General features: G+C 69.4%; 13 protein-coding genes. 1 reads left to right on the top strand and 12 read right to left on the bottom strand.

The genetic code is table 11. The annotated features are described in order from the left end of the window. The first annotated feature begins 213 nt into the window (after positions 1-213). Positions 214-1215 carry a LacI family DNA-binding transcriptional regulator gene (locus ADK36_RS19035; RefSeq protein ID WP_048580748.1) on the top strand — a complete coding sequence of 334 codons (1002 nt, stop codon included), beginning with the start codon at positions 214-216 and terminating at the stop codon, positions 1213-1215. Positions 1216-1285: 70 nt separating this feature from the next. Here ADK36_RS19035 and ADK36_RS19040 read toward each other — a convergent pair whose 3' ends face one another. The 12 genes from ADK36_RS19040 to ADK36_RS19095 all read right to left on the bottom strand — a co-directional run bounded on the left by ADK36_RS19040 (position 1286) and on the right by ADK36_RS19095 (position 15442). Next, positions 1286-2290, bottom strand: coding sequence for a substrate-binding domain-containing protein (locus ADK36_RS19040; RefSeq protein ID WP_053198373.1), 1005 nt, complete (start codon positions 2288-2290; stop codon positions 1286-1288). Between the two features lie 549 nt (positions 2291-2839). After that, positions 2840-3856: a terpene synthase family protein gene (locus ADK36_RS19045; protein WP_078916148.1), complete on the bottom strand. Its 1017-nt coding sequence runs from the start codon at positions 3854-3856 to the stop codon at positions 2840-2842. A gap of 173 nt (positions 3857-4029) precedes the next feature. Next, a complete protein-coding gene (locus ADK36_RS19050) occupies positions 4030-5223 on the bottom strand; it encodes an IS5 family transposase (RefSeq protein WP_159029128.1) in 1194 nt (397 codons plus the stop codon). A 188-nt stretch (positions 5224-5411) separates the two neighbouring features. Beyond that, the gene (locus ADK36_RS19055; RefSeq protein WP_048580751.1) at positions 5412-6341 is read right to left on the bottom strand and encodes a DUF6192 family protein; all 930 of its coding nucleotides are present in this window, start codon (positions 6339-6341) and stop codon (positions 5412-5414) included. 243 nt (positions 6342-6584) lie between these two features. Then, complete coding sequence (locus ADK36_RS19060; protein WP_048580752.1) at positions 6585-6929, bottom strand: hypothetical protein; 345 nt, start codon at positions 6927-6929, stop codon at positions 6585-6587. A 131-nt stretch (positions 6930-7060) separates the two neighbouring features. Continuing rightward, positions 7061-8473 carry a C40 family peptidase gene (locus ADK36_RS46365; RefSeq protein WP_053198375.1) on the bottom strand — a complete coding sequence of 471 codons (1413 nt, stop codon included), beginning with the start codon at positions 8471-8473 and terminating at the stop codon, positions 7061-7063. A gap of 407 nt (positions 8474-8880) precedes the next feature. Beyond that, entirely contained in the window at positions 8881-9939 is a 1059-nt protein-coding gene (locus ADK36_RS19070; RefSeq protein WP_053198377.1) for an NAD-dependent epimerase/dehydratase family protein, read from the bottom strand. 104 nt (positions 9940-10043) lie between these two features. After that, the gene (locus ADK36_RS19075) at positions 10044-11303 is read right to left on the bottom strand and encodes a glucarate dehydratase family protein (protein ID WP_048580755.1); all 1260 of its coding nucleotides are present in this window, start codon (positions 11301-11303) and stop codon (positions 10044-10046) included. Next, entirely contained in the window at positions 11300-12208 is a 909-nt protein-coding gene (locus tag ADK36_RS19080) for a 5-dehydro-4-deoxyglucarate dehydratase (RefSeq protein ID WP_053198378.1), read from the bottom strand. Before ADK36_RS19080 ends, ADK36_RS19075 begins: the two co-directional genes overlap by 4 nt. Positions 12209-12234: 26 nt before the next feature. Continuing rightward, entirely contained in the window at positions 12235-13179 is a 945-nt protein-coding gene (locus ADK36_RS19085; RefSeq protein ID WP_048580757.1) for a carbohydrate ABC transporter permease, read from the bottom strand. Next, positions 13176-14111: a carbohydrate ABC transporter permease gene (locus ADK36_RS19090; RefSeq protein WP_048580758.1), complete on the bottom strand. Its 936-nt coding sequence runs from the start codon at positions 14109-14111 to the stop codon at positions 13176-13178. The genes ADK36_RS19085 and ADK36_RS19090 overlap by 4 nt, the downstream gene beginning before the upstream one ends. Then, positions 14108-15442, bottom strand: a complete 1335-nt coding sequence (locus tag ADK36_RS19095) for an ABC transporter substrate-binding protein (RefSeq protein ID WP_053198380.1) — start codon at positions 15440-15442, stop codon at positions 14108-14110. Before ADK36_RS19095 ends, ADK36_RS19090 begins: the two co-directional genes overlap by 4 nt. Positions 15443-15480: the final 38 nt, after the last annotated feature.

Raw genomic sequence — 15480 nt, forward strand, 5'->3', positions numbered from 1 at the left:
GGGAGGGGAGGGGAGGGGAGGGACGGATGCCGGCGAACGTGTTCACGGATGTGCTGTCGCGCTCTACTAGCGCGCTCTAGTCCGAGTACGATGACCCTGGTCCAAATGTCATGTCAATAGCTTGTTGCCGGGAGATTTCGAGGCCCCGTTAAGGTGAGCAGCGTCGAAGGGTGGGAGCCACAGGTGGATGCAGCAGGCAAGCAGCGGCCCACGATGGCGGACGTCGCCGAGAAGGCGGGTGTCTCCCGGGCGCTCGTCTCGATCATCTTCCGCGACCTGCCGGGCGCCGGCCGTGAGACCCGTGAGCGGGTGCTACGCATCGCGGACGAGATCGGCTACCGGCCCGACAACGCCGCCCGGCTGCTGGCCCGCGGCCGCAGTCGCACCCTCGGTGTGCTCTTCACCGTCCACCAGACCTTCCACACGGACCTCATCGCGGGCATCTACCCGGAGGCCGAGCGGCTCGGCTACGACGTCCTGCTCTCCGCCGCGACCCATGGCCGCAGTGAGGAGAAGGCGGTCGAGGCGCTGCTCGGACATCGCTGCGAGGCGGTGATCCTGCTCGGCCCCGACGCGGAGCCCGACTACCTCGACGCGCTCAGCCGCCGTACCGTCACCGTCTCGGTCAGCCGCCGGGTGCCCCACGCGCGCATGGACTTCGTGCACAGTGCCGAGGGCAAGGGCGTCCGGCAGGCCATGGACCACCTCGTGGAGCTGGGCCACCGCCGGATCGTGCACATCGACGGCGGGCGCGGCCCCGGTTCGGCCGAGCGGCGCCGCGCCTACCGGGCCGGGATGCGCCGGCACGGGCTGGCGGACGAGGCGCGCGTCATCCCCGGCTTCCACACCGAGGAGTCGGGCATCGAGACGGCGCACCTGCTGCTGGCGGAGCGCGAGCGGGGGCTGCCGCTTCCCACGGCGGTCCTCGCGGGCAACGACCGTTGCGCGATCGGCCTGTTGATGACACTGACGCAGGCGGGCGTCGAGGTCCCGCGCGATGTGTCGGTCGTCGGGTACGACGACAGCCACCTCTCCCATCTGATGTCGATCGGCCTGACCACCGTCCGCCAGGACGCGGTCCTCATGGCCGAGCACGCGGTCCGCTTCGCGGTGGACCGGCTGCAGGACCCCGAACGGGAGCCGCGCGAGGCGGTGTTGGACCCCAAGCTCGTCGTCCGGGGCACAAGCGGGCCGGTCCCGCGGGAGCCGGCCTGAGCAGCAACAGCGGCGGGATCGGCCGCGCCCCGTCGCGGCCACGGCCGACCCCGCCTGTCCATGGACGCGGCTAGCGCGTGCCCTTCGCGGCGAACTCGGCCACCGCGTCGACGTTGTCCTTGGTGATGAAGGCGGGCCCGGTCAGCACCGGAGCCGTGCCACCGCCGCTGAAGTTGCCGTTCGTCCTGTACAGCCACAGCGAGTCGACCGCCAGGTAGCCCTGGAGGTACGGCTGCTGGTCGACGGCGAACTCGACCTTGCCGTCCTGGACGGCCGTGACCAACTCCTTGTTCAGGTCGAACGTCGCGACCTTGGCCTTGCCGCCCGTGTCGGACACCGACTGCACGGCGGTCAGCGCGAACGGCGCGCCGAGGGTGACGACCTGGTCGACGGAGGAGTCCTGCTGGAGTTTGGCGGTGATCGTCGACTTCACGGACGGCATGTCGGTGCCGTTGACGTAGAGGATGTCCGTCTTGCCCTCGAACCCCTTCTTCAGGCCGGCGCAGCGGGCCTCCAGGGCGACATGGCCCTGTTCCTGTATGACGCAGAGGGCGTGCTGGGCACCGGTTTCGTTGAGCCGCTCACCGAAGGCCTCACCGGCGATGTTCTCGTCCTGCCCGAAGTACTCGAGCATGCCGAGGCCCTTCCAGTCGTCGAGGCCGGCGTTGAAGCCGACGACCGGGATGCCGGCCGCCGTGGCCTTGGCCACCACGGCCTTCATGGCGCTCGGCTTGGCCGCGGTGAGGGCGATGCCGTCGACCTTCTGGTCGATCGCGTTCTGCACCAGGTTCGCCTGGTTGCCGGCGCTCGGGTCGCTGGAGTAGACGAGCTTGATGTTGTCCTTGGCCGCGGCGGCCTCGGCGCCCTTGCGGATCAGGTCCCAGAAGGTGTCACCGGGAGCCGCGTGGGTGACCATGGCCACGGTCATCCGGGGTGTGGTCGCCTTGCCCGCCGAGGCGCCGGCGGAGCCCTCCTCGGCCTCCTTCCCGCCGGAGCTGCTGGAGCATCCCGCGGCGAACAGGGCGGCGGCCAGGGCGGCGGCGGTCAGTGTCGCGGCTCGGTGGTGTCTGCGCATGTCCCATGCACCTCGCTGTGCTGGTCGGGGCGGATCTCAGGTGGGGGAGGTTCACGGGTACCGCCCGCTGGATAACGGCTGGAGCGCTCCACTAGCGCGCTCTAGTGGCAGGTACTATGCGGCGGACGGCAGATGATGTCAATGGGTTTGTCAGGACGTATCGACAAAGCCGAGGTGGGCGAAGAAGAACCACCCCGCCTGAGAAGCTGTTTCAGATCCGCTGATCAGTGACGTTGAGTGACGCGCGTGTTCTTCCCACCCACCGACAGGCGTGCAGGACGTCCATCGCTACCCGATCGGATGGGACCCGCAGCACCTATTGCACGCCTTCAAGAACATTCCATGGCCCCTTTGGGCTCATCTCGGCGATACCCGAGATACGGGTCAATGGGGCAATGAGTTTCCTCCACGGGCGCAGGGCGGGGTCCATGCCTGATCGCCCGCAAGCTGGTCATCACCTCGGGCAAGAACCAGGGCAAGCGCCCTTCGGTCGCCACCGTTTACCGCATCCTCGCCGAGGACGCCGACGGCGCCGCCCGATCGTGTGGGTCAGTCTGTCTGCCGCAGCAGATCGTCGGGGTAATTCCCTGCCCATGGCCCGGTGATGTCGGTGGTGACATAACGGCGGACCGAGGCGTGCCAGGCGAGTTGTCCGCGGAGGTTCAAGGCGATGTTCTGACCGTAGTCGAGGGCGGCCGCGTGGGCGTCGGGGGGCAGATGCTGGTGCCGGAGTTCGGCGGCGAGGTCTGTTTCAAGGATGCGGCTGACCGTGCGAGCGTGTTCGGCGACCAGGCCTGCGACCTGGGCCACCGCTTCCTGCAAAGAGCATCCCTGTGCCCGCATGATGAGGGAGACCGCGTTGTAGGGGTAGCCGAGCATGCTTTCCCGCTCCACGGAGAACACGTCATTGACCAAGGCGATGTGCAGTGAGCCCGCCCGCCGGAGCGTGCTCATCGCCTCGCAGGTGCGCACGCTGTCGGGGAGGAACAGCGGCAGGCGCAGTTCGTCGAGGTCCCACAGCCAAGGCATGCCGACCGAGTACATCCGCCACCCGAGGTACTCGGGGAGTTCCGGTATCCGGCCGGCTGCCTTGAGTTCTGCCTCCAGGGTGTAAGACCGCAAGAACGCCTCGAAGCTGGCGACGAAGACGCGCCGCCAGCTCGCCGGCGTCCCCGTCCTCGTCTCTTCCCACAGTCCGTGCAGGGCATCGGCGACCGGGGACGGCTGGGCAGGAGCGCCGTGCAGGATCCCGCACAGCTCCTCAATTGCCTGGGAGCGAGAGCCCGGCTGCTCGTCCGAGTCGTCCTCGTCGAGCTGGTCATCGATCCGGAACGTCAACGCGAGCCACCTCAGACCCAGTGACAGCATGCCGGGTTCGGCTCGCGGCCAGACGTACGCACCCGACAGATCGGCCCCGGTGTTGAGCATGCGGGCACGGGCCTTGGTTGTCGCCGCCAGCCCGTGGGAGTCGATCCACTCCCACATGACCCTGGAGGCTTCCTGCATATGAGGGTTGCATTCCAGCGGGAACGGAGCATAGAAGTCCGGAATGCGCATACCTGTCATCGTCTGCTCCTGTTTTCTCTCGTAAGCCAAAGCGGGGCTTGTACCCGTATCTCGGTGATACCCCTATACCGGACGCAGTCGGGGGATCCCGCTCGTTAAGTTCGGAAACAGGCACAACGGCAACCGCATAGGGGATCCCATCCGTATGAGTTACGCGGCCGGAATGGAGGACTTCAGTGCAAGGCGGTGGGGGCGAGGCGGATGGTGTTCGGCTGCTGCATCCGGAGGCGTATGGGGTTGGGCTTGTTGATCGTCTTCACCGGTTCGACGGGGTGGGGCGCGGCGCGTGGTGGCCGGGGAGGGCGGGTGAGGCGGCGGACCATGAGGGTGATGAAGGTCCAGGTGATGTGGGCCTCGCTGTGGGAGATGAGCCGCTCGTAGTCGCGGACGTTTCTCCTGGCTCTCATGATCCACGAGATGGCCCGCTCGACCCTCCACCGCTTCGCCAGCACGGCGAATCCGTCCTGGTCCTTGCGGCGGGGTACCGTCTTGAGGGTGATGCCGAGGAAGGAGCGGGACCAGTCGACGAGGGTCCCGCCGTAGGCGGAGTCGGCCCAGGCGACGGTGAGTTCGGGATGAGTCAGGCGCAGGCGGAAGAGCTGGTCGCGGGCGGGGATGCTGTCGTGCGGCGAGGCCTTGGTGACCATGACGGCCAGGGGCATGCCGCGCATGTCCACGGCCAGGTGTCGCTTCCTGCCGTTGATCAGCTTGCCGCCGTCGAACCCGCGTGTGTCCTGGCCCACCGTCTCGGATCCCTTGACGGACTGGGAGTCCAGGATCACCGCTACGGTGCGGGGATTGATGCCGTCATGGACGCGGACTTGTTCGTGCAGCTCGGCATGGATGCGGGCCAGGTCCCCGCTGGCCCGCCAGCGCTGGAAATAGCCATACACCGTCCGCCAGGGGATGCCGAAGTCGACGGGAACGGACCTCCACTTGATCCCGTTGTCGTTGACATACCGTATGGCATCGACCACGTTACGGCGCGGATGCTTCTCCCGGCGCCCGCCCGTGGGCAGGGTGCAGGCCATCGGCGGCAGCAGGGGCTCCAGGACGGCCCATTCGGCGTCCGTCATGTCGCTGGGATAGTGCCGCTCACGCACGGCCGGCGCTCCGGTTTCGTTCGTGCAGGTCATCAGCGTTCCATGCGGGTGAGGACTTCGAGGGTTGCCTTGACCCCGCCGAGCTGTTCCAGGACCAGGCGGGCCCACTCGTCCTTCGGGGGTGCGCTTGGTGTGCGGGGCGACGATCCCGGCGATGAAGTTCGTGATCCGGTGCAACTCGGCCTCGAAGACGGCCCGTTCGTAAGCGATCCACACCTCGGGCTCCTCGGACAGCTGGAACCCGTCCCGTCTGCTGAAAGTCACCGGGGGTATTCCTTCCTTGACCGCGGTCTTGCGCAGGAACCGGAGCCCCGTCCAGACCTGCGCGGGGGTCCGTTTGGTGGCTTTGACCAGTTGCTTGAGGTGCAGCCCGGCTGGACGTGCTTCCTCCAGGGCCTTGCGTACGGCTTCACCATGAACATGAGCGGGGTGTCCCGCCCTCCGTTTCATGGCTACTGGCCCCGCAACAGCTCGGCCAGGGCCTCATCCAGGTCCACCCTGCCGGTGGACACCGCTGTCTCGATCCAGTCCGCCGTGGCCCTGATCTTCTCCACCTGGCGTGTGACCAGGGCGAGTTGGGACTCGGAGAACTCCCGGCCCCGCAGCTTCGGCACCAGTCGGCTTGCCCCGGCCACGAAGCCCTGGCAGACGCCGATCAAGTCGGTGAACTCCATCGACCGGTGGAACCCGCGCACGATTGCGACGGGATCGACGACGCTGTCCTCCTCTGCGTCGTTCCCCTCCCACCACTCCTCCTCGTCGCTTTCCTCGGCGAGGTCGGCCTGGTCGAACTGGGCCTGGTTGACCAGCTCACGGGCCTGCCGGTCCCGCATGGCCCGGAAGGCCACCTCCGGCCGGTGCAGCAGATCGCATGCGGCCTGGGCGGCCACCTGCTCGTCCTGCGCGAGGTCACGAATGGCCTCGACTTTCTCCTCCACCGTCACGGGTGTCGCGGTCGCCCAGCCCGCCGCCCGCTTCGCTGCGTCCCCGCTCCACTCGCAGCGGCCCGTCCGCTCGTTGGCCGGCGGGTGCTGGATCAGCTCGTACGCGTCCGGCGTCGATGCCAGGATCCGGTGCACCTCGAAGGAGACGCCCTCCTGGCGCTGGTCCTTCGGCCAGCGTGCGGCCACCCACCGATACGTGCGCACGGTATGGAAGGACAGCCCTGTCTGCTCGGCGAATAGGCGTAACGCGTCCTCCACCCCCAGCTCCTCGCCCTCGCCCAGCGCCATGTTCCCTCCGTGCGTGCGCAACGGGGCGATCTCCAGCGCGATGTCTCCCAGGGCGAATTGGCAGCCTGTCATCACGCGGACCAGCTCCACCGACCGGTCCACCAGATCATCGAAACGCTCGCATGGCACACTGCCGACCGTCTGGACCACGGGGCACACTCCCAGGGGCCGGAAGGACCAGCACTTCACCGGCCACCATCACTCCGGCCCGCATATGCCCGAGGCTCCACCGACCGCCCCAAGGTCACCACAAACGACCGGAAATACCCCACTTCGCGTGCGAGCTATCCCGTTCCTGCCCGAACACGGCTCGTATCTGGCATGCGGCTGAACGACTCCGTCATATGTGATAGAGCAGCACAGATCACCGGTTCTCAGGCACGTTGCTCCTGATCAGCATGCACCACGGAGGAACTCCACGGTCTCCAGATCCAACTCGCCGGCCAGTTCGCCCAGGTGCAACTTCTGGTCGAGGCTCAGCGCCAGCGTCTCGTTCTGAGCGACAGCCTCCAGTGCCGCAGCGGCGAAACCCCGAGAGACAGACGCCAGGCCAGCTTCCATTGCTTCGCGCGCGGCGTCCGGGTCGTCCCCCGCGTAGTGCATGTTGATCCCATAGGCCTCTGCCGCTCGGTCGACCAAGACCCCGAATGCCCTGGTACGGAGCGAATCGCCGGGGTCATAGCCCAGTGCAAAGTCTTTCGCCGACGCGCGGGCAGTCCGAACAGTGTCGTTGCTCATGACCCCCCAACGAGCGGGCACCGGCGGGGTTTCATGGAGAGTCACTGATCAGCAGATCTGAAACAGCTTCTGACGGGGACGGCGGGGTGGTGGAGTCCTGATCGTTGGCTGGTCGTGGCCCCGGTGATGGCTCAGGCGGGCCGTATCACGCTGTGGATCGCCGACTCCCCGGCGTAGTGGATGGACTCCTCGCGGATGGCCGCTCCCGGCCCCGGGGCGTGGATCATCATGCCGTTTCCGGAGTAGATGCCGACGTGGCCGACGTGGAAGAGGACCAGGTCGCCGGGTTCGACGTAGGTGAGCGCTATCCCTTGGCCTGCGGTGGCCTGCTCGGGCGCGGTCCGGGGGAGGGCGATACCGGCGGCCTTCCAGGCGGCCTGGGTGAGGCCGGGGCCGTCGTAGGCGTCCGGGCCGCTCGTGCCCCAGACGCAGGGCTTGCCGAGCTGGGCGCGGGCGAAGTCCAGGGCCCGCACGGCCCGGGTGTCCTGCGGCGCGGTCGCTGTGAGGGCGGTGCCCGTGGCGAGGACCTGGCCCGTCGCGTCCTGACTCGTGGCGAGGAGCTGCCCCGTGTCGTAGGCATGGCTCGTGCCGTAGGTCTGCTCGGTGGCGTAGGGCCGGGGTGCGGCGAGGGGGTCGGTGAGCGGGTCTGCCGTGGTGGGCCACGCCGACGTGCCGGGCGGGACCGTGGTGAGGTCGGCCGGTCCCTGGTTCCGCAGCGCCTCCCACCGTGTCTCGGCCGCGGACTGGACCTGGGCCGGCGTGGCACTCCAGGTGTCGGCGGCGGGCAGGGCCCCGACCGCCGCGAGCGACGTGCTCTGCCGCGCCACGTGCAGGGACAGCAACTCGCGGGCCTGGGACAGCTTCCGCTGGTTCTGCTCCTTGGACGTCCGCAGCGAGGACCGCTGTTGCGGGTCGGCCGTGGGTTCGGCGGACGGGGCGGGCAGGGCGAGAGCGGTCCGGGAGGTGTCCCGCGGCGCCTCCGGCGCGGCCGGCAGGGCGGCGAGGGGGCCGGCGGTCAGTTCGGCCGGTGGAGCCGTCGCGGTGGCCGGTCCGGCCGTCAACTCGGCCACAGGTGCGGCCGGCAGCTCCAGCGCGGCCCGGCCGGTCGCCTCCCGCCCGCGGTCGGTGAGGCCGTCTCCCGTACGCGCGGCCCGCCCTCCCGTGGGGCGGTCGGGCATCCTGTCGCCCGGCAGCACCGCCGGGACGGTCGGCCCCAGCTTCGAGCGCGCGACATCGAACCACTGCCGGGCGACGCTGTCGAGCGCGGGGCCGCCGCGCCCGCTGTCGTCGTTCCGGGACGTGGGGGCGGGCCTGCGTCCCGTGTCCGTCGGGCGGTCGGCGCGCTTGCGCGGGCCGGTCGCCGCCGCGCGGGTGGCGTTGAACGTGCCCGTGTCGGATTCGGCCTGGTCGTAGAGGGAGCTGACCCGTCGGCTGACCTCCTCGCGACTCGGTGTCTCGTCCGCGGCCGAGGGGGCGGCGTTGGCCGTCTGGGCGAGCAGGGCCACAGAGGTGAGTGCTGCCGACGCGAGTGCGGAATTGCGCATGCCAGGGAGGCTCAGAGCCCCCGGACGCGCGCTGCGTTCCGGCGCCATGGGCGACGTACTCCTTCCGTACTCCGCCTACCGGGTTAGCGTGGGGGTCCTCCAGGCCGTTCAGGCACTGGGGGAGGGTTCGGGCGGTCGGTTCCGGAAGGTGTGCCCTACGGCCCTTGCCCCGCAGGGCGGTTGGGCCGATTCACCCCAGGTTCGGTTGGGTCCCCGGCTCCAGTGGACCCTCGCGGGCGCACACCGGACTCGGCGGAGGCCGCGCGTCCCGGCGGGGTTCGCCGGAGGTCGTCGTGCGGTCCGAGGCGTAACTTAACCAACTTGTGAGCCTCGCGTGAAGGTTGACATGTGAAATGTCCGATACGTTTTTGTGACCTTCGACGCTTGGAGCGGTAGGGCACCCGAATTCACTGCGCGGCGCGCTGGCTTCGCCACGCTTCGTAGTGATCCAGGACCGTCTGCTCGATCGGGCGGTAGGTGATGCCCAGTTCGCTCACGCTGCGGCTGTTGTCCACCCGGAACCGGATGCCGAGGTGTTTGCGGATGTAGTCCTGGGTCAGTCCGAAGGCGGGGCCCAGGACACGTACCGGCCAGTGCGGGAGCGCGGTGCGCGGGAGGCGGAGGTCACGGGGATGGCGGGTCCGGATGATGCGGGACATCTCGTGGAAGGACGTCATGGTCCGGTCGGCGAGGATGTAACGGCCCTTCGCGTCCGGGTTCTCCGCCGCCGCTACATGCGCGTCGGCCACCTCGCGCACGTCCACCGTGGTGAAGCTGAAGTCCGGGGCGCCGTAGAAGAAGTAGCCCTTGAACAGCTCCTCCAGGAGGAAGAGGCTGCCCGACTCCGAGGCGGGCGTGAGGGAGGGGCCCAGGATCAGGCCGGGGTTGACCGCGACCATCCGCCAGCGGCCCTGGGCGGCCTCCGCGTCCCAGGCCGCGCGCTCCGCGACCGTCTTGGCGTAGTGGTAGGGGTTGTTCTCGACCGTGCTGGTGGTGTTGAAGTACCGCTCCGACAGCACCCCGTCGTCCATGGCCAGTACGTCCGCGTAGTCGCCGAAGATCGCGCCCACGGTGGAGGTGAGGACCAGCCGCTCGACCGTGGGCGTCCTCTCGATGGCCGCCAGCACGTTGCGCGTGCCGAGCAGAGCCGGGTCGACCATGTCCCGCCGGCCGTCCTTGATCTTCTCCGGCATGCGGAACGGCGACGCCACATGGAACACCACCCGGCAGCCGGTCATCGCCTCGTCGAAGGAGCCCTCCCTCAGCAAGTCGGCTTCGAACAACGAGAGTTGGCCGGGGTGCGCCTCCTGCATCTCGCGCAGCGGCCGTACCTTCGCCGCGTCGGCCGTGCCGCGCACGGTGGCGTGCACCCGGTACCCGCGCTCCAGAAGCCGCTTGACCAGGTGACTTCCGACGAAACCGCTGCCGCCGGTCACCAACGCCCTTGCTGAGCCGCCCTCACCCACGCCCTCACCCCTCCTGTCGTGTGGTCGCGGGTCACCCTATGGGGCCGCGGCCGTCGAGGCGGGCCACGAGGTGACTCGGACCGCGCCCGCCGCCGCGGCCCGAGTCACCAGCGCGGCAACCGCAGTTCGTACTCCGGCTGGATCCGCCGCATGTAGCCGGTGTCGTCCCGGCTGCGCACCCCGGAGTCCACATACAGCCGGTGGAGCCGGTCGAGGGCGTCGTGGTCGAGTTCGACGCCGAGGCCCGGGCCCGAGGGCACCTCCACCGCCCCGTCGCGCAGCTCCAGGGGACCGGGGACGATCACGTCGTCGGCCGAGTTCCACGGGTAGTGCGTGTCGCAGGAGTGGTCGAGGTTGGGGATGGCCGCCGCGACATGGGTCATGGCGGCGAGGCTGATGCCCAGGTGCGAGTTGGAGTGCATCGACAGGGCGAGGCCGAACGCCTCGCAGACCGCGGCCAGTTCACGGGTGCGGCGCAGTCCGCCCCAGTAGTGGTGGTCGGTGAGGAGCACCTGGATCGCGTTCTGCTCGATCGCCGGGCGCAGGTGCTCCCAGGCGATCACGCACATGTTGGTGGCGAGGGGGAGCGGCGAGTCCTCCGCCACCTCCGCCATGCCGGGGATGGTCGCCGTGGGATCCTCCAGGTACTCCAGTACGCCGTCCAGCTCGCGGGCGACGTACTGTGAAGTCTCCACCGTCCAGGCGGTGTTGGGGTCCAGGCGCAGCGGCCGGCCGGGGAAGGCGTCCGCCAGTGCCTTGATCGCGGCGATCTCCTCGTCGGGCGGGAAGACGCCACCCTTGAGCTTGAACGACTCGAACCCGTACCGCTGCTGCATCAGCCGTGCCTGCTCGACGATCCCGGCCGGGTCCAGCGCCTCGCCCCAGTCGTCGCCGACCGCCACGCGGCCGTCCAGGGCCGGGTGTTCGGCCCACTTGTAGAACAGATACGCCGCGAAGGGCACGGAGTCGCGGACCTTCCCGCCGAGCAGGTCGCTGACCGGGCGGTCCAGCAGCTTGCCCTGCGCGTCGAGGCAGGCGACCTCCACCGCCGAGGTGGTCCAGCCGCGCTCGTGCGAGCTGGGCACGGTGGGCAGCAGCGCGGCGTCGATCGCGGCCGTGACGGCCGTCGTGTCGAAGACGTCCATGCCGACGACCACTTGCGCCGCCGCGTGCAGTCGCTCCAGGCGGGCGACGCCGCCCGGGGACTCGCCGAGGCCCACCGTGCCGTCCTCCAGGACGAGTTGGAGGATGACGCGCAGGGCGAGCGGCTCGTGGACGCCGTTGGAGTTGAGCAGGGGCGGGTCGCGGAAGGCGATCGGGGTGACGATCAGCTCGCGGATGCGGGTGCCGATGGTGGTGCTCATGCGCGGACCGCCTCCAGACCGTGGTCGATCAGTTTCGCGAGCCGGGCGACATGCTCCGGCGTGGGGTCGACCAGCGGGGCGCGTACCCCGCCGACGTCCAGGCCGCGGAGGGCCACACCGGCCTTGACCAGGGCCACTGCATAGCCCGGGACCTCGTCGCGGAGCTCCACGAGGGGGCCGTAGAACTCGTCCAGGAGGGTCGTCACCAGCTCCCGGTCGTCGCGCGCCAGCGCCTGGTGGAAGGCCAGCGCGATCTCCGGGGCGAAGGCGAACACGGCCGAGGAGTACAGGTCGACGCCGATGCCCTGGTAGGCGGGCGCGGTCATCTCGGCGGTGGGCAGGCCGTTGAAGAACTGGAAGTCCGCGTCGCCGGGCACGGCGCGTACGGCCCGGACGACGCGGTGCATCCGCTCGATGTCGCCGAGGCCGTCCTTGAGGCCGACGACCTTCGGCAGGGCGGCGATCTCGGCCGCCGTGCTCTCGGTGAGACGGGCGTTGCCGCGCTGGTAGAAGATCACCGGCAGGTCGGTCGCGGCGGTGACCTCCTCGACGTACCGCACCAGGCCCCGCTGCGGTGCCGTCACCAGGTAGGGCGGCAGCAGCAGGATGCCGTCGGCGCCGGCGCGTGCGACGCGGGCGGCCTGGTCGCGGGCCACCGGGGGCGGGCCACCCGCCGCGGCCAGGACGGGCACGCGGCCGGCGGTCGTCTCGACGGCGATCCGCGTGGCGCGCTCGATCTCGTCGGGCGTCAGGGCGTGGAACTCGCCGGTGCCGCAGGCGACGAACACGCCGCCCGCGCCCGCCGCGACGCCCGCCTCGATGTGCTGAGCCAGCCGTTCCTCGTCCAGCGAGCCGTCCGCGCCGAACGGCGTGACCGGGAAGAACAGCACTCCTTGGAACTTCATGTCTCTCTCAAACGTGGGGGTAGAGGTCAGCCCTTGGTGGCACCGGCGGCGATGCCGGTGACCAGCGAGCGCTGGAGGAGCAGATAGACGATCAGGCTGGGGATCAGGGCGATGACCGCACCGGCCAGCACCACCCCGGAGCCGACCTCGGGGTCGGTGCGCAGGATGGACAGGGCGACGGTGACCGTGTAGTCGGTGGGGTCCTTGGCGGCGATCAGGGGCAGCAGATACTGGTCCCAGATCATGATGAAGCCGAGCACGCCGGCCACTCCGAGCGCGGGCTTGCACAGCGGCAGGACGACCTGCCAGAGCATCCTGAGCTCGCCCACGCCGTCCAGGCGGGCGGCCTCCTCGATCTCGGCGGGGATGTCCCGCATGAACTCGGTCAGCATCATCACCGAGAAGCCCCAGGCGCCCAGCGGCAGGATGACGCCCCAGACGGTTCCCTTGAGGTCCAGGTGGACCACGGGCACGTCACCGAGGACCAGCGACAGCGGGATCGCGATGACCTCCTCGGGGAGCATCAGCGTCATCATGAACAGCATCATGATCAGCGCCTGCCCGCGGAACCGGTGCCGGGCCAACGCGTACGCGGCGAGCGTGCACACCACGAGCTGGAGCAGCAGCCCGCCGCCCGCTATGACGAGCGAGTTGCCGAGGTAGTCCCAGATGCCGCGCTCGCCCGCCACCCTGAAGTTCAGCAGCGTGCTGTCGTGCGGCAGGAACGACAGCGAGGAGCCGCTGGGGTTGGTGGTGAAGGCGCCCGAGAAGATCGTCAGGAACGGCGCCGCGAAGATGCCGAGGGCGATCAGACAGAGCAGGATGCGCAGGGCCCAGGCGAGGGAGGGCTTGTCGTTCCAGCCGAGAGCGGTGTCGAAGCGGGCCGGGGTGGCCCGCTGTGCCTTGGCGCTCCGTCCGGCCGGGGTGCCGGGGGCCGCCGGCCGGACCGGGTCGATGACGGGGGCGCTCATCGCGCTTCTCCCCTCTTGCGGAGGTAGTTGATCGTGACGGTGAGCAGCAGCGTCACGCCGAGCAGGACGACCGAGGCCGCGGAGGCGCCGCCGATGTCGTTGCGGGTGAAGCCCAGGGTGTAGGCGCGGGTCATCCAGACGTCGGTGGACCCGGCCGGGCCGCCCCCGGTGAGGACGTAGACCTCCGTGAACACGCGCAGGCCGCGGATCGTGGCGAGCGTGAGCACGATCATGAGCGCCGGACGGATCGCGGGGAGCGTGATGTGACGCAGCCGCTGCCACAGCGAGACGCCGTCCATCGCCGCCGCCTCGTACAGCGAGCGGTCCACGCCCGCGAGACCGGCGAGGAGGATCACCATGTTGTACGGCGCCCAGATCCAGATGCCCATCGCCATCGTCGAGTACAGCGCGATGTTCGGGTTGTCGAGGAACTGGACCGGTCCGAGCCCGAGGAGGTGCAGGCCGCTGTTGAGGAGGCCGTCGGAGGTCGGGTAGTACATCAGCCGCCACAGCTCGCCGACGACCGCGGTGGCCGTGACGGCGGGCAGGAAGACGGCGGTGCGCAGGATCTTCAGCGAGCGGGCCTGGCCCTCCAGCAGCAGGGCGAGGACGAACCCGAGCAGGATCGCGCCGACCGACTGGCCGATGCCCAGGATCAGGGTGTGCCCGATGGCGTCCTGGAAGCGGTTGTCGGACAGGACCCTCGTGTAGTTGTCGAGGCCGATCCACCGGTCGCCGAGGAAGGGCCGTACGTCGAAGAAGCTGAGCCAGATGCCCTTGGCCATCGGCCAGAACTTGAAGACGAGGGCGAGCAGCAGCCCCGGAGCCAGGAAGAGCCAGGGGACTACGGCCTTCTTGTTGAACGCCTTCTTGTGCGAGCCCCTCTTGTCGAGGCCTCTGCGCGCCGCGGGGGCGGGGACGGTAGCGGTCATTTCAGCAGGTCCTGGTCCTTGAGGTCACCGGCGAGGGTCTCGTTGAGCTCCTTGAGCTGTGAGCGGACGTCACCGCCGCAGTACGTGAAGATCGAGTTCAGCGCGTCGGCGGTGTCCTGCTTGATCGGGGCGAAGTCCGGCGCGTTCGGAAACTGCTGGGAGGCCTGCTCGTAGGCCTTCTGTACGACACTCCAGCGGGCGTCGCCGCGGACCTTGGCCGCGTCCAGCGTGGAGTTCACGGGGATGCGGACGACGGGCTGGTGGCCGTCGGCGCTGGTCATGGCGATCTTCTGGCCCTCGGGCGAGACCAGGAACGCGGCCAGCGCCAGCTCCTGCCTGTCCTTGCCGGTCTTGGCGCCGAGGTAGACGTTCTCGCCGTCGGCCAGCACATCGCCGCCGGCCGGGCCCGCGGGGGCGGGGACGACCTCGTACTTGTCCTTGCCGAGCGTGCCGTCGAAGGTGGTGATGTTGTACGGGCCGGTCATGTACATCCCGGCGTTGCCGTCCTGGAAGTTCGTGGCCGTCGACGTCACGGCGGTGAGCGCGCCGGGCTGGACGACACCGTTGTCACCGCAGAAGAGGTTGTCCTTCATCCAGGTCACGGCGTTCACGGCGGCCGCCGAGTCCATGGCCGGGGTGTACGTGCCCTTGCCGTCCGGTTTGATGATCTCGGCGCCGCCCTGCCACAGGAAACTCGCGCCCCACCAGGCGGCGTAGCCGTTCTGGGCGCTGCCCGGCGCGACGATGCCGTAGGTGTCGGCCTTGCCGTCGCCGTCCGGGTCCCGGGTGGCGAACGCCTTGGCGACGGAGAGCATCTCCTGCCAGGTCCGGGGCGCCTTCAGCCCGAGCTTCTTCAGCCAGTCCGTGCGGATCATCAGGGTCTGGGCCTGGCGCGAGTACGGGATGCCGTAATGCTTCCCGTCGACGCCCACCGTGGAGGACCAGGACTTCCCGGTGATCTGGTCGCCGCCCTCGATCGAGGCGGGGTCGATCGGCTTGAGCAGGCCCTGGCTCTGGTAGCTGCCCATCAGCGCCGTGTCGTTGATCATGACGTCCGGCAGATCCTTGGTGGACGCCCGGCTCTGGAGCTGCTGGTCGAAGTTGATGACCGGCTGGTAGTCGATCTTGATGCCGGTCTTCTTGGTGAAGGCGGCGAAGACCCGGTCGTAGGTGGCGGCGGAGTCCGGATTGCTCCGGGTCCACACCTCCAGAGTGTTCGGGTCGTCGCTGCCCGCGCTGCTGGACCCGGAGCCGCACGCGGCCGCTCCGAACGCGAGCGCCGCGGCGACGAGCAGGGCGGCCGGGCGGCGGCGTTGTCGGTGATCCCGCATGGATACACTCCGTTGGATCTGGAGTTCATATGCATGAA

The sequence above is a fragment of the Streptomyces viridochromogenes genome, assembly GCF_001270495.1.
Lineage (GTDB): Bacteria > Actinomycetota > Actinomycetes > Streptomycetales > Streptomycetaceae > Streptomyces > Streptomyces viridochromogenes_A.

Excerpts from the sequence above, each read along its gene's own strand:
- ADK36_RS19095 (WP_053198380.1), bottom strand. The coding sequence starts at position 15,442 with ATGCGGGATCACCGACAACGCCGCCGCCCGGCCGCCCTGCTCGTCGCC.
- ADK36_RS19045 (WP_078916148.1), bottom strand. The coding sequence starts at position 3,856 with ATGACAGGTATGCGCATTCCGGACTTCTATGCTCCGTTCCCGCTGGAA.
- ADK36_RS19075 (WP_048580755.1), bottom strand. The coding sequence starts at position 11,303 with ATGAGCACCACCATCGGCACCCGCATCCGCGAGCTGATCGTCACCCCG.
- ADK36_RS19085 (WP_048580757.1), bottom strand. The coding sequence starts at position 13,179 with ATGAGCGCCCCCGTCATCGACCCGGTCCGGCCGGCGGCCCCCGGCACC.
- ADK36_RS19035 (WP_048580748.1), top strand. The coding sequence starts at position 214 with ATGGCGGACGTCGCCGAGAAGGCGGGTGTCTCCCGGGCGCTCGTCTCG.
- ADK36_RS46365 (WP_053198375.1), bottom strand. The coding sequence starts at position 8,473 with ATGCGCAATTCCGCACTCGCGTCGGCAGCACTCACCTCTGTGGCCCTG.
- ADK36_RS19040 (WP_053198373.1), bottom strand. The coding sequence starts at position 2,290 with ATGCGCAGACACCACCGAGCCGCGACACTGACCGCCGCCGCCCTGGCC.
- ADK36_RS19080 (WP_053198378.1), bottom strand. The coding sequence starts at position 12,208 with ATGAAGTTCCAAGGAGTGCTGTTCTTCCCGGTCACGCCGTTCGGCGCG.
- ADK36_RS19060 (WP_048580752.1), bottom strand. The coding sequence starts at position 6,929 with ATGAGCAACGACACTGTTCGGACTGCCCGCGCGTCGGCGAAAGACTTT.
- ADK36_RS19090 (WP_048580758.1), bottom strand. The coding sequence starts at position 14,111 with ATGACCGCTACCGTCCCCGCCCCCGCGGCGCGCAGAGGCCTCGACAAG.